Source organism: Pseudomonas sp. GD03944, assembly GCF_029839275.1.
Lineage (GTDB): Bacteria > Pseudomonadota > Gammaproteobacteria > Pseudomonadales > Pseudomonadaceae > Aquipseudomonas.
Genome location: NZ_JAOCAH010000011.1, coordinates 98277 through 111914 on the forward strand (window position 1 = coordinate 98277; position 13638 = coordinate 111914).

Genomic DNA, 13638 nt, shown 5'->3' on the forward strand with positions numbered 1-13638 from the left:
CATGCAACGTCTTCGAGTTAGTGTAAAGGCCGGTTCAGCTCTGGCTTTGCCAATAGAAATCTACACTCCAAAGGGCTCGTTGATCGGTACTGGCGCAGTATCTTCCATACGAGATGAAGTCTTTGATCTGTCGTCGCGAGAAAACGCGCGGAGAAGCCTCTTGCTGGAGAGGGTCTATATCTTCGCAAAGCTTCCCGGTGGAGTGACGTTTCAGGAGGTCGCGGAACTGGATGCAGATGGGGGAAAGGCCGTCCTCGACATAACCACACATAGTCCTTATGAGTGGCTCGAATGGGTGACGCCATTTCGTTCCCTGCGCCACCTGAGTTACGAACAGAACCATGAGTCAGAAGGGATCCCCGTCCGGACCTCCCGCAGAATTGGCAAAGTATGGGCGACGCTTTGGGAGTTTCAGGAGAAGCGCTGGGAGGCTAGGACAGTTCTGTTCGAAAGTCGCCAAGGGGAACGAGGGATACACCAGCTGACCATTGACGTTCCACGTCGTCCCCACTTGCTGCAGCTGGGCGGCGAGGAGTTGGCGTGGCGCCTGGTATCGCTGCCACCGGGTGAGCGGGTGAACATTGCTTTGACCCCAAACCAGCAAGATGTCGGTGGGGACGCCTTGGATATCACTGTTGGTCGACAGGATCCCGAAAACGAGCTTGTCATGTCTTACTTGTCTAGAGGCAACCTCCCGGAAGCGTCACGACTGGCAGAAATCATGAACATTGCAGACCATATGCTACAGGGGAAATTCGACAATCCAATCTCTGCTGTCGCTGGCGGCTATGTTCTGCTCAAGACAAATCAGCTGGAGCGACGAGAACGCTGGTTGGGGAATTTAGAGCACTACTTCCCCTACATTGCCGACGTCAAGATTTTGAAGGCTGCATTGGCGCGTGAACAGGATGGTGTCTCAGAGAAGCACATCCGCCAGATGTTACTCGACGCCATGGAGATAGGCCTTCCGATTTTCTCGCTAGGAATGAGCCTACTGCTCGACAACATGGCGGCTATGCATCGTGGGGCGAGTGAAAACTCTAAGTTCCACAGGGCGTATCTTGCAGCCCAAGCTTATGTCCGAGCGAAATGCTCAAAGAGCACTTATTTGACGTTTTATGGTAAGAGCCCTGCTGAGCCCTTGTGGAGTCCAATCTATGGTACTGAGCAAGCAGGTGCAGCCACGCCTTTGAGCCAAGGCTCCAGTCCGCCCGTCTTCATGCGCCGCCCCAGAGGTTCACCTCGTTCAGTTCGATACGGGGCCACTTCAGTGATACTACCGCTCGCTCCTGTAAGCGGAAAAATGTTTGAGGCAAGCGGCGAGCTTCTCACAACTCCGCAGCGCCCCATCGAAGTAGATCATTGGATGAGCTTGCTAGACTTGTCACGGCCTCTACTTGCGCGTGTCAAACTGAGAACAGACGTGGCACTCCCTTCTGTTGAAATTCAGACGCTTCCTGATTACTTGGCTATACAGGAGGAAACGATGAAGTCCGCTTCGCGCATTAACGAACGGCAAATGCATGAATCGCTTCCTGAACCTCAGGTCGTGGTTAATTCAAGGCCCAGACAGAGTGCGAAATACTGGCAGGCTGCACGGATTGCTCACTCAACCTCGATAATGAATGAGGATAGCTAGAGCTCATTTGAATCGTCCCCGGTTTCGTACATGCCTGAAAACACTCAGATCGAGCGTTCGTGAATGCCCGCTGTTGGCCGTAAGCCGTTCTTAATGACAGGCAGAAACCGGTCAAGCTGCCCGCGGATATCGAGACCGTGGCCCGTCCACTATCGCGCGTGCAGATGTGGTGAATTGGTGGTGAACGGCAGGAGATGGGCGCTCATCGTCTTCTGTCAATACAGTTCTTAGCAGTCGCTTGACAGCGGTTATTTGAGTTAGCGATAGTAGTGGCGCGGTCGTGAGGGGAGCAATTTAACTTTCCGCTGACTCTATGCGGCGGTCAATAAAAGGCTTCCTTTGCCCTTCGCGCGAAATGGTCTTAATGTTTCGCGATGTGGTACAAGAGAAAATCCACCCCTCACGATCGTCACATCAAATAAAATGGACTTTAAATTTCTCAATCTGCTCCCGCCTGGATTCACCTCACTGCCTTCACTGTACAAGCTTTTAGATGTGAAAGGCGACCCATTTCAAAAATATATATACCGCAAGCCTCACGCAAACTATCGCGTCTTTACGATATTGAAGAGAAATGGTGCCACTCGAACGATTCGCGCGCCAAAACCTACACTTAAGCGCACGCAAAAAACGCTCGCTCTAGAGTTATCTAAATACTACACACCCAAGTCATCCTCTCACGGATTCATTATTGATCGCAGTGTAAAATCAAATGCACTGCCACACTGCAATAAAAGTTTTGTCTTCAACATAGATCTAAAGGACTTTTTTGAGACAATCCATTTTGGGCGGATAAAAAACCTTTTTATGGCAAGGCCAATAAACGCCCCACATAATGTTGCCGCCGTCATGGCTCATATGTGTTGCTATGACGGCAAACTCGCCCAAGGGGCTCCAACCTCTCCAGTTATTTCCAACATGATTTGTCGGAAACTGGATTCTCAACTGCAAGCTTTGGCAAAAAGTAAAAAATGCCACTACTCGCGCTACGCTGACGACATCACATTTTCTTTTACCTGTTCTGAGCGTCATCTTCCAAAAGACATTGTTGAGCTTTCTTCAGATCGACTGCCATTTGCGGGACAGGAGCTCACAGCAATAATAGAAGCTAATGGCTTTTTCATAAATTCAGAAAAAACCAGATTACAAAATAGACATCAGCGCCAGATGGTGACTGGACTTGTAGTTAATCGCTTTCCAAATCTGCGACGCGAGTACATCCGCAAAACAAACTCGATGATTGATGCGCTTAAGAAGCATGGCGCTGTTGCTGCAGAAGAAAAGTACCTTGAGTTATTAGGCGGAAAAAAAGCACAACTATTTGCTCGCCAGACTAAACGCATTAAGCTCAATGCGGGTGATTTTTTTATCAAGGTCTTAAAAGGACGAATCAATTACATCCAAATGATAAGAGGACGAACAGATCCTATTTATCGCAAACTAGCTTACCGACTAAGCTGCGCGCTCGGAAAAGAGAACAAAGACTTCCTTAAAACTCCACTAGAATTGCTTAGCGGGTCGATTTTTATCGTAAACAACATGATTGATGACAACTCCCAAGGTACTGCATTTCTTCTAAAGGACCATGGAATTATAACAAATCAACATGTGATAGATGGTGTAACCCTAGACACTGCCCCTCACGCGATAAGCTTTAGGCTTCCAGAAATTAACAAGTCATTCTCTGCTGAGCTAGCATACAGTAACAAGTCAGAGGATTTGGCTATTTTTTACCCTGGCCCAGATTTTTCAGAAATCAAAGAGTTAATTCGCTCTAAAAGGAATTCCATAGCACCGCTTGATCCGATCATATCAATAGGCTATCCAAAGCATGTAGAGGGCTCAGGAGCCTCTATTACCACTGGACAAACAACCCAGCTGCGCCGAAATATTACCTTTGATATGTGGTGCGTTGACGCGATACTAATGACCGGCAATAGCGGCGGACCTATACTTAACCCTTCAATAGAAGTAATTGGAGTGGCCGCCAGAGGAGCAGATAAGAACAGCAGTAACTCTTATATCTATGGATTCATTCCCATTACCACGCTATCCAAAATCGTACAAACCAAGTCATTTAGGTTTAACTGGTTACTTGCAGCATCAAGAGCCCACAAGACTTTCCACTACGCCCAATTACTGCACCGCAACGTCATAACCTTCTCTAGACAATGCACTCCTCGTGTCAATTAATTATTTAAATATCAATCACTGCCCCTATCTGGATTAAGCCCCCGATAGACTCAGGCGGCATTGGATTAGCATAGCGACACAATAGGGATAACTTTTTTGCGTAGCTTAAACTTCCGCTTCTTGCCGGTAGCGGACATCTTAAGCCCTGCCCATTTCCTCGTACCAACCATCTACGAGATGGCTCTGCTCGCCCCAAACTAGGCTTGCTACCTCTTGCATGATTTCGGATAGCAACTCGACGTTCACACCAACCGCTTCAAGGCAAGCCAACCGGCCTCTCGACCAATCGAGAATGCTGCACTGAGGGTATCTTTCAAGCAGCGGTCTCAGAACTTGCCTCGGATCCACGTTCGCGTCGAACCTAAAATCGAAATATGGCGCCTCCGAGTCCTGAAGCGGATAAAACAATATCCCGCTATTGGCCGAGCCGGCGTAGCACAGCGTGACGCAACGGTGCGCCCATTCAGGGCCACCATGCTTGATACTGCGAAGCACGTCGAGGAGCGGCTGTTTTTTGCAGAAACGGATGTACGCGCCTCTTGAGGGAAACTCCAGATCCCAGCTGGGTGTATCTGTAAGCGTAGTGTCTTCATCTTCGTTCATGGTGATCAACCGTATGGACTCGCCTTACGTAACGTGATGAGAGCTTGGAATCTTTCCGCAAGATCTGGACCCTTGGTTGAAGGCACTCTCAGTCTCTCCCAGTACATTCCCTCATTATATTTTTCAGCTCACTCAACGCCCCGCTGAACTCACTCAATGCAAAACTCACTGGCTTGCTATCGCCGATCCACTTGGTCGATATCCCTACTTCCAACCCAGCGGAAGCACTCCAGCCAAAGCGACGCCAATGCAAGGTGTCACCCTCGATGACCTGCTCCGTCATGAGCACGGTGCAATCGAAATCCATGTCGTCACTGCATACCAGCAGCGGTACCAATGTAGAGGTGCCGTCTTCAGCCGGAACAAAGCGACGTTGGGCAAGCTCATCCTCTTGCTCGTCCAACATCCACATCAGCGACAGGGCAAGTTTTTCCACGTCGGGGGCATCAAGATGATTCGCCAGCCAGCGCTCGATAGGAACGTCGTCGATAGCAAGCCACGCACAAGGCCCCTTGGAAAACACCGCCTGATGGCAGATGGCGTTGATGCGGTGGTTCATTGAATGCTCCCTAATTCAATGTGATAGCGGGGATGATTTAGAACCGCCACTCAGGCAGCTTGGTTGAAACTCCCCAGATAAGTAAGCGTCGCCGTACTCCCCGGCAAGCGCCGGGACGACTCATCGCCCGTAACGGTTGAACGCCGGTCCCCACCGATGGCATCTGGGCCAACCAGGATGAAGTGCGTAACCACTGCACCGTTGGCGCTGACCAATGCCTGCTCGGCAGGGCTGCGGATTTGCCAGACGACATCCGCCAGGCTGCCGTTCAGCTCCACGAAATCCGAGTCCATGTAAAACCCCAGCTCCTGCGCCAGCGGCCAAATCGGGTTGCGGTCTTCCCAGGCTGTGTATTCGGCCTCGGTGGCACTTGCAGGAGGCTCGGGCTCCCAATGCTCGAACACGAATTGGTGGGCCTCGGCCTCATTGGCGAAGGTCGCGCCAAACAGGTGGAAGGGCCAGTAATTGTCTTGCATCGGGGCCGTCTCGTATCACGGGAAGTGGCCGGGAGCATAACTGAAAAGCTTCGCGGCATCGGAGGACAGCAGGCGAGCAGAACACGGGCAAGGCGATCACCTGAACTATAAATTGACCCGCAGGTCAGGATAGTGGATTGCACATCGCCCATACCAAGGAGCCCCGCCATGCACCGCTACACCCTGCACTACCGCTTCAACAACGAGCCGCGCACCCACCAGTTCGAACTCAAGGAGCCTGAGCTGCCGGCCCATGAGGCGGCGATGCACCTGTTGCAGTTGCATGTGGGGGATGCGGAGAACAGCTTGCTCATGCCTTCCGCCGACGCCACGCCGGAGGAGGTATTGAGGCAGGCCGAGCTGGTGGGGCTGACGGACGTCGAGGTGGCCAAGAAGCCGTGAGGCCCCGCCAGGCGGGCGGCCAAATGTGAGCCGGTAAATGCTTGCCGCATCGGCGCCGCCCGGCACGCAGGCGAATGCTGGAACCCTGCCCGGGGATACGCGTTCACATCCCAACACACACCGGCCGCTCGCGCGCCAGCGCCTGTTGCTAGGCTGTCCCTACCCCGTTCGGTTCCCGTGAGTCATGCACCCGCATAAAACCGCCCTCGCCCCCATGCCCCGCAAAACCCAGCGCCAGCCTCGGCAGAGCCGGGGCGAGGTGCGGGTGGCGGCGATTCTCGATGCCTGCGAGCGGTTGCTGATAGAGGAAGGCGAGTCGGCGCTGGCCATGCACCGGGTGGCGGCCGAGGCGGCGACGTCCATTGGTTCGCTGTACCACTTCTTCCCCAACAAGCAGAGCCTGCTGCGCGCCCTGGCCGAGCGGCACGAGGGCGCCATCGAGGCGATCGTCGCGCGCATCGATGCCATCCCGGACAGCACCTGGCAGGCCGCCAGCGCCTGTGAGGTGGTGCAGCGCATGTCGATGCCGCTGCTCAATTACATCGCCGCGAACCCGGGGCTGCTGTACCTGATCCGCCTGGACCGCGCCGTGGGCAAGGCACCTACTGACAACCCGTTGCAGCCGCTGCTGCAGGCGCTTTGTCTGCGCGTGCTCACCCTGCGCCTGCCCGGCGCCAGCGCACACAACCAGCGCGTCTACGCCGCCACGCTGCTGGGCCTGCCCCTGGGGCTGGTGACCGACCTGATGGTGGATTACGACGCGGGCATGCGCGCCGCCCTGCTGCAGCAGGAAATCCCCCGGGCGCTGGTGGCGTACCTCGAAGCGATCGAGCGCACTGAGACGCCCCACCAGTAACCGGACGCCCCAACGAAAACGTGCGCCCAAGGGCGCACGTTTTGTTCATGGGCACCACCTGGGCTCGGAACCGGATGGCCGCTACGCAGGAGGACTCAGATGCGGAAGCTGCCCACCAGGTGCTTGAGGCGCACAGCCTGCTGCTCCAGGTCGCCACAGGCGCGCAGGGTGGCCTGCAGGTTCTCCACGCCTTCCTGGTTGAGGGTGTTGATCTCGATGATGTCCATGTTCAGCGCCTCGATCACCGAGGTCTGTTCTTCGGTGGCCGTGGCGACCGACTGGTTCATGCCATCGATCTCGCCGATGCGTGAGGTCACCGTGTCCAGGCGCAGCCCCGCCTGGTTGGCGATTTCCACGCTGTTCTCGCTGTAGCGTTGGCTCTCGGTCATGGTGGTGACCGACTCGCGCGAGCCGATCTGCAGCTGCTCGATCATCTTCTCGATTTCCTGCGCCGACTCCTGGGTGCGATGGGCCAGGTTGCGCACCTCGTCGGCGACCACCGCGAAGCCGCGCCCGGCTTCACCGGCCCGTGCGGCCTCGATGGCGGCGTTGAGCGCCAGCAGGTTGGTCTGCTGGGAGATGCTCTTGATCACTTCGAGGATCTGGCCGATGTCCACGGTCTTGCTGTTGAGCATCTCGATCTTGGTGCAGGCGTCGCTGATCTTGCCCGACAGCTCGCTCATCGACTGGATCGCCTGCTGCACCACACGGCCACCGTCTTCGGCCTGGTGACGGGCATCGGACGCCTGGTTGGAGGCATCGGCTGCGTTGCGGGCGATTTCCTGGGCAGCGGCGCCGAGCTGGTTGATCGCCGCCGCTACGCTGTTGGTGCGGCTGGCCTGCTCGTCGGAGTTGGTCATCGACGAGTTGGAGGCGTTGACCACCAGCTTGGCCACTTCGTTGACGTGGGCGGTGGCCGAAGACACTTCGCGAATCGAGCTGTGGATACGCTCGACGAAGCGGTTGAAGGAACTGGCCAGCGCACCGAACTCGTCGTTGCTGTGGATGGTCAGCCGCTTGGTCAGATCGCCCTCGCCCTGGGCGATGTCCTCCATGGCCTTGCCCATGGTGTGCAGCGGCTGCATCAGCACACGGATCAGCAGGCCGAGCAAGAAGACAGTGGCGATGACTGCCACCAGCGTGGCAACGGCGGCGGACACGCGCGCCTCGTCCAGCATGGCGAAGGCGGAATCCTGATCCAGCACCAGGGCGACGTACCAGTTGGCCGAGGGCAGCCCCTGCAGCTGGGTGAAGGCGATGAACTGGGTCTTGCCGTCGACCTCGATCTCGCTGACGCCCGCCTGCACCCGCGGGGTGTTCTGCGGGTAGAGCTCGCTGATGGGCTTGAGGATGTAGGTGCTGTCCGGGTGCAGCAGCACCTTGCCGTCGGCACTGACCAGGAAGGCATGGCCATTGCCCTGGAACTTCAGCGAGTCCAGCAGTTGGGCAATGCTCGCCAGTTCCATGTCAGCCCCCGCCACGCCGACGACCTGGCCGTTCTGGCGCACGGGCGTCGCGATGGTGATCACCAGCTTCTGCGAGGAGGCGGCGATATAGGGCTCGGTCAGCGCACTGCCCTGGGCATCGCTGGCCAGCTTGTACCAGCCGCGGGCACGGGGGTCGTAGTCGGCTGGGCGGTTGCCGGCAGGCACCGAGGTCATGGCACCGTCCGCACCACCGAAGTAGGTCAGCTGGAAGCCTTGCGCATAGACCGGCAGGCCGAGTGCGGCAGCCAGCGGTTGCCCCTGATGGCCATTGGTCGCCAGCTGTTGCGCCAGGGACTCGACCAACTGGATGCGGCCATCCAGCCACGTCTTGATGTTGCGTGTGGCCAGGCTGCCGACTTCCTGCAACGAGGCGTGCACATCGTCATTCAGGGTCTGACGCTGGCGGTAGTCGTTGAACAGCACGAACAGGCTGAAGGCAACGATTGTCACCAGTGAAGCCGCGAGCAGGATCTTCTGGCTGAACTTCAGGTTAGAGAACATCGCAAGGTACCCATCCAAGATTGCTGGCAGCTATGCCGGTTACCGCACCGGGCACTACCCGGTGGCGGATCAGTCGACCCACGGCCATCACCAGCCCACAGCGCATGCCCTCAACGCGGCGCGCCGAGGTAATGGGCAAGAGACTGAAGACGCCAGAACCCGCGCCACCCGTATGTGGGCGCCACGAGCCTTTACCGGTTGTGGTGGTTGTTGTGGTCCGGGATGGGGCGTGTTTAACGTGCGGAAGGAATCTTCCGGCACACGGTAAGAGTAGCGACATTCTGATGTCAGTCAGTGGATGACCGTTAGACGATTTTGCGGCAAAGATTTGCAGCGTTGAGCCGGTTGGATGATGACGGTGTGGCCGCTCGGATCACGCAGCGCCGGCCGACCTGCCGACAGGCTGGAGCCAGGGCATACAGTTCTGGGACCGTCACGCCCTGTTCGCCCACCGCTGCGCCTCGGCCGCCCCCAACGAAAACGTGCGCCCGAAGGCGCACGCTGTGTTCACGCAACCGCTTGCGGGGTCAGAACCAGGTGGAGAGCGACAGCGAGCCGAACTGGTCGTGCTCGTCCTGGCCGCGGAACTCCTTGGTGCGCCACACGCTGGCGAACGACACCTGCCACTGGTCCCAGGTCAGCGCCAGGCCGAGCTGGGCATCGCCCACCAGTTCTTCGCGGTCCACCGAGTGGCTGTCGCGGAAGGTGTTGCCGTCGAGCAGCATGTTGTGGGCCATGTAGCGGCCTTCGAGGTTGGCGAAAACGAACCAGCCAAAGCCGCCATCGGGCGTGAAGTACTGCACGCCGCTGGTGGTCGGGGTGACCGAGGCCTGGCTGAGGCTGCGCGACAGGCCCTGGCCCAGGCGCACGCCGGCGCCGGTGGAGAGGAAGGTGTAGAGGTTGCCGGCCGCGCCGCCCACGCTCGGGCCATATTCCATTTCCAGCCCGCCCAGGCGGTTCTGGAACCACCAGCGCTTCTCGTAGCCGACATTGACGAAGGGCTCGTTCTCCAGCTGGTTGTCCCAGCCTTCGGGGGCATCGCTGCCGGTGAGGCGGTGCACTTCGCGCTGCAGCCGCTCGCCGCCGGCGCCCTGCCCCACCAGGCCGACGTCCAGGGTCAGGGTGCTGGTTTCGCGCCGGCCCGTCAGTTGCTCGTTCGCGAACAGCGTGACGCCGCCGAACAGCATGCCCGCATAGGGGCGGTCATCCTCTTGCAGCGCCTCGCGCTCGATTTCCTCGGGCGTGTACATCTGGTGGCCGAAGCGGTAGGCGGCGTAGGTGAGGTCCTCGCCCGACCAGCCCGGCACGGCGCCGGCCAGGGAGCGGGTCCAGTGGTCGCCACCCGGTTCGAAGGCCCAGAAGCCTTCCAGGCCGTTGGTGTAGTGGCCGTCGCGGCCACTGGAAATCACATCGTTTTCTATCTTGAGGGTGAAGACGTCGGCGTTGGCGGTACCGGCTGTGAGTAATGCAGAAACGAACACCAGAGAGACAACGTTGGCTTTCATGCAGAGCTCCAGAGCGTGTTGTTGTTATGGCTTCCCAAATCGTGGCGAATGGCGCCACAGGCTCAGATAGCGAAACGAAGCGAGCGTTCAAGGAAAATTAGACGACTCGTTCTAGTTTTGCGCTGCGGGCACGCACCTGGGGCAGCCCGTGCTCTGGAGAGGCAGGCACCACGGGGGTTGGCGCCTGCCGGAACCGCAACGGCTTTACCCGGCGGTGACGGTCATGCCGCCGTCGGCCATGACCACCGAGCCGACGATGAAGCTGGCCCGCTCGGAGGCCAGGAAGGCCACCACTTCGGCGATTTCTTCGGGCCGGGCCGCACGCCCGATGGGCGCGGCCTCGCCGTGCTGGGCGAGAAAGCCCGGGCCGTCCTCGACCACCTCGTTGAGGATGTTGGTCACCACGTCGCCCACGCCGATGGCGTTGACCCGGATGCCGTGCTCGATGGCTTCCAGCGCGAGGGTGCGGGTCAGCTGCGCGAGCGCCCCTTTCGACGCGGCGTATGCGGCGATGGTCGGGAAGGCGAAGTAGGACGCATAGGAGGCGATGTTGACGATGGCGCCAGACCGGTTGGGCATCATCGCCTTGAGCGCCTCGCGGGCGTGCAGGAACGCCGCCGTGGCGTTGACCGCCTGGATGCGCTCCCAGTCGTCGCGGCTCATGTCGATGACCGCTTTGTTGATGATGATCCCGGCATTGTTCACCAGGATATCCAGGCGGCCGAAGCGTTCGACGGCCAGTGCCACGGCGCGCTCGGCGGCGCCGTCCTGGGTGATGTCCGCCACCAGGGCGACCAGCCCCGGGCGTTCCAGGTCCTGCACGGCCGGGTCAAGGTCCTCGGCGATGACCTGCGCGCCGCGTGCGTGCAGCAACAAGGCGATCGCTTTGCCGATACCGCTGGCGGCGCCGGTGACCAGGGCGACCTTGCCGTCGACTTCCTGCTGGGGGGCGTTGGTGATGGTAGTCATGGGTGTTCCTCCGGGTAAGCGCGCCAAGACGCGACGGGCGGTGCGCCTTGGCGCCGCAGTGAGTGACACCTTCACTGTCTCTGGATTGCGCTGGGCGGGCTTTCGGGGTTTTGCCCGGGCTGTCGGGGTTTTGCGCCGAATCGCCGCATGGCGCACGGGGGGCTGCGCGGTGGGCGCCGCCGCAGCACTGTGCTATTGATCAGGCGTCACGCCCGCGCCGAGGCGCCTTGCAGGGGGATACTGCGGTGAGTTCAAGCGACATCGATCAGCCGATCGCGAGGCAGGCGCTGCGTGTCGACGCGGCGTCCATGGGCCGTTACCTGCCGGCCGAACCCGGCGATGGGCCGATACAGGCGCCGGTGCAGGACGTGCTCATGCAGCGCTTCACTCACCACACCGTGACCGAGCCGATCACCGTGCCGGCCGTGGTGGAACCCCTGCTGGTGTTGGTGGTGGCCGGTGCCGCCACGGTCGAGGAGCGCCTGCCGGGTGGCGCCTGGGAAGCGGCCCAGGTCAAGGCCGGCGACTTTTACCTGACCCATTCCAGCGTGCCCTACGAGATGCGCTGGCAGACGCTGCACGGCGACAGCTTTGAGGTGGTGCACCTGTACCTGGGTCTGCCGCTGATCGAGGAGGCCGTGCAGGAGGTACTGGGCAAACCCGGCGACGCCGTGCGTTTTCGTGACGTGTCGGGCGCACGTGATGAGCGGGTCCGATGCCTGCTCGAGCCGTTGTGTGACGAGCTGTCCACTCGCCAGCCGCCAAGCCAGCTGTACGTGCGGGGCCTGGCCCAGGCACTGGCGGTGCACCTGGTGCGCACCTACGCCGATGCGCTGGACAGCGGCCGGCGCAGCAATGCCCTGCAGGCCTACAAGCTGCGGCAGGTCATCGAAGTGATGAACGCCCGTCTGGGCGAGCCCTTCAGCCTGCCGCAGCTGGCTCAGGTGGCCGGCCTCAGCGTCTATCACTTCAGCCGCCTGTTCAAACGCGCCACCGGTCTCTCGCCGTCACAGTATTTCATCCGCCTGCGCATGGCCCGCGCTCGCCAGCTGCTGACCGAAACACCGCGCAGCATCATCGACATTGGCCTGGAAGTGGGCTATTCGAGCCCGAGCCATTTCTCCCAGGTGTTCCGCCGCGAAACGGACGTGGCACCGAGCGCCTATCGCCAGGCCTGACCGTGCCCCTGTCGCGGTCGGCAGCCGCCAGGTATCGAAAAACTCGAACTCCCGAGCTCGCACCGCCTCCACTGTTCAACGGCGTTCGCGCCCGAATCACACGCACCAGCGGGGGCATGGGTGGATGCACAACCTCAGGATCGCCACGTTCAACATCAATGGCATGAACGCCAGGCTGCCGAACCTGTTGCAGTGGCTGGAACGAGAAAAACCCGATGTCGTGTGCCTGCAGGAGCTGAAAGCACGGGACAGCGCCTTCCCCGCCCGCGAGCTGGAAGCTGCCGGCTACGGCACCTTGCACCTGGGGCAGGCCTCCTGGAACGGCGTCGCCATCCTGGCACGCGACGCGCAGCCGCTGGAGATCCGCCGGGGGCTGCCCGGCGCCGAGGGTGACACCCAGGCGCGCTACCTGGAGGCCGCGGCCCATGGGCTGATTGTCGCCACGCTGTACCTGCCCAACGGCAACCCACAGCCGGGCCCGAAATTCGAGTACAAGCTGGCCTGGTTCGAGTGGCTGATCGCCCATGCCGGACAACTGGTCGCCAGCGAACATCCCGTGGTGCTGGCCGGTGACTTCAATGTGGTGCCCACCGACCTGGACATCTACAACCCGCAGTCATGGCGCAAGGATGCGCTGCTGCAACCCGAGAGCCGTGAATGCTTCGAGCGGTTGCTGGCCCAGGGCTGGATCGACGCGCTGCGCCACCTGTACCCCGAGGAGCGGGTCTACACCTTCTGGGATTATTTTCGCCAGCACTGGCAGCGCAACGCCGGCCTGCGCATCGATCACCTGCTGCTCAACCCGACGGTGGCGCCCTATCTCGAGCGGGCAGGCGTGGATGCCTGGGTGCGCAACGAAGCACACCCCAGCGACCACGCCCCGGTGTGGATTCAACTGGGCACGCGCAAACGCGCCCGCAAGCGGCCTTCTGCGTGACAGCAGGTAAATGGGGACAGGAGATAAGGTGTGAACAGATGGTGCAGCTTCGTGCCGCAGAAGCGCGCCCGTGAACAGGCGCTGCCCACGAGAAAGCGCTCAGCAGCGCAGGAGCGCTCGGGCGGCACGCGCGGCCGGGGAAAACGGATCCGATCCGCCCTCCCCGCAGGCGCCTTTACCGCGTTATCGCATCAGAAAATCAGCGAGAAGAAACCGATCACGACCAGCAGGCCAATCAAAAAGATGATGCCGACGGTGCTGCCTAGAAATTTCAACATGGGAGTCTCTCCTTAGAGCAGTGCGTTCCCTGTTTCTGACTGGCCCCCTGGCGCA

Annotated in this window: 13 protein-coding genes; 7 read left to right on the forward strand and 6 right to left on the reverse strand. The window is 59.6% G+C overall.

Annotated features, from left to right (window positions below):
• Position 1 precedes the first annotated feature (1 nt).
• Together N5C28_RS17360 and N5C28_RS17365 are read left to right on the forward strand one after the other, a co-directional pair.
• Positions 2-1639, forward strand: coding sequence for a hypothetical protein (locus N5C28_RS17360; protein ID WP_279824298.1), 1638 nt, complete (start codon positions 2-4; stop codon positions 1637-1639).
• Positions 1640-2062: 423 nt separating this feature from the next.
• Positions 2063-3832 (forward strand): reverse transcriptase domain-containing protein, encoded by a 1770-nt coding sequence (locus N5C28_RS17365; protein ID WP_279824300.1) that lies wholly within the window; start codon positions 2063-2065, stop codon positions 3830-3832.
• Between the two features lie 138 nt (positions 3833-3970).
• Here N5C28_RS17365 and N5C28_RS17370 read toward each other — a convergent pair whose 3' ends face one another.
• The 3 genes from N5C28_RS17370 to N5C28_RS17380 form a co-directional block, all read right to left on the reverse strand.
• A complete protein-coding gene (locus N5C28_RS17370) occupies positions 3971-4435 on the reverse strand; it encodes a hypothetical protein (protein WP_279824302.1) in 465 nt (154 codons plus the stop codon).
• An 88-nt stretch (positions 4436-4523) separates the two neighbouring features.
• Positions 4524-4994: a hypothetical protein gene (locus N5C28_RS17375; protein ID WP_279824304.1), complete on the reverse strand. Its 471-nt coding sequence runs from the start codon at positions 4992-4994 to the stop codon at positions 4524-4526.
• 50 nt (positions 4995-5044) lie between these two features.
• Complete coding sequence (locus tag N5C28_RS17380; RefSeq protein WP_279824305.1) at positions 5045-5470, reverse strand: hypothetical protein; 426 nt, start codon at positions 5468-5470, stop codon at positions 5045-5047.
• A gap of 168 nt (positions 5471-5638) precedes the next feature.
• On the opposite strand from N5C28_RS17380, the gene N5C28_RS17385 reads away from it, so the two are divergent.
• Together N5C28_RS17385 and N5C28_RS17390 are read left to right on the forward strand one after the other, a co-directional pair.
• Complete coding sequence (locus N5C28_RS17385; protein ID WP_279824307.1) at positions 5639-5872, forward strand: hypothetical protein; 234 nt, start codon at positions 5639-5641, stop codon at positions 5870-5872.
• A gap of 214 nt (positions 5873-6086) precedes the next feature.
• Complete coding sequence (locus N5C28_RS17390; RefSeq protein ID WP_279824308.1) at positions 6087-6728, forward strand: helix-turn-helix domain containing protein; 642 nt, start codon at positions 6087-6089, stop codon at positions 6726-6728.
• Positions 6729-6823: 95 nt separating this feature from the next.
• Here N5C28_RS17390 and N5C28_RS17395 read toward each other — a convergent pair whose 3' ends face one another.
• The 3 genes from N5C28_RS17395 to N5C28_RS17405 form a co-directional block, all read right to left on the reverse strand.
• Positions 6824-8716, reverse strand: coding sequence for a methyl-accepting chemotaxis protein (locus N5C28_RS17395; RefSeq protein ID WP_279824309.1), 1893 nt, complete (start codon positions 8714-8716; stop codon positions 6824-6826).
• A 527-nt stretch (positions 8717-9243) separates the two neighbouring features.
• A complete protein-coding gene (locus N5C28_RS17400; RefSeq protein ID WP_279824311.1) occupies positions 9244-10221 on the reverse strand; it encodes a lipid A deacylase LpxR family protein in 978 nt (325 codons plus the stop codon).
• Positions 10222-10425: 204 nt separating this feature from the next.
• On the reverse strand, positions 10426-11190 hold the full coding sequence (locus N5C28_RS17405) for an SDR family oxidoreductase (RefSeq protein ID WP_279824313.1): 765 nt from the start codon (positions 11188-11190) through the stop codon (positions 10426-10428).
• Positions 11191-11498: 308 nt separating this feature from the next.
• Between N5C28_RS17405 and N5C28_RS17410 the strand changes: the two genes are divergently transcribed.
• The 3 genes from N5C28_RS17410 to N5C28_RS17420 all read left to right on the forward strand — a co-directional run bounded on the left by N5C28_RS17410 (position 11499) and on the right by N5C28_RS17420 (position 13599).
• The gene (locus N5C28_RS17410; RefSeq protein WP_279824409.1) at positions 11499-12368 is read left to right on the forward strand and encodes a helix-turn-helix domain-containing protein; all 870 of its coding nucleotides are present in this window, start codon (positions 11499-11501) and stop codon (positions 12366-12368) included.
• A 124-nt stretch (positions 12369-12492) separates the two neighbouring features.
• Positions 12493-13305 carry an exodeoxyribonuclease III gene (locus tag N5C28_RS17415; protein WP_279824315.1) on the forward strand — a complete coding sequence of 271 codons (813 nt, stop codon included), beginning with the start codon at positions 12493-12495 and terminating at the stop codon, positions 13303-13305.
• A gap of 30 nt (positions 13306-13335) precedes the next feature.
• Entirely contained in the window at positions 13336-13599 is a 264-nt protein-coding gene (locus N5C28_RS17420) for a hypothetical protein (protein WP_279824317.1), read from the forward strand.
• Positions 13600-13638: the final 39 nt, after the last annotated feature.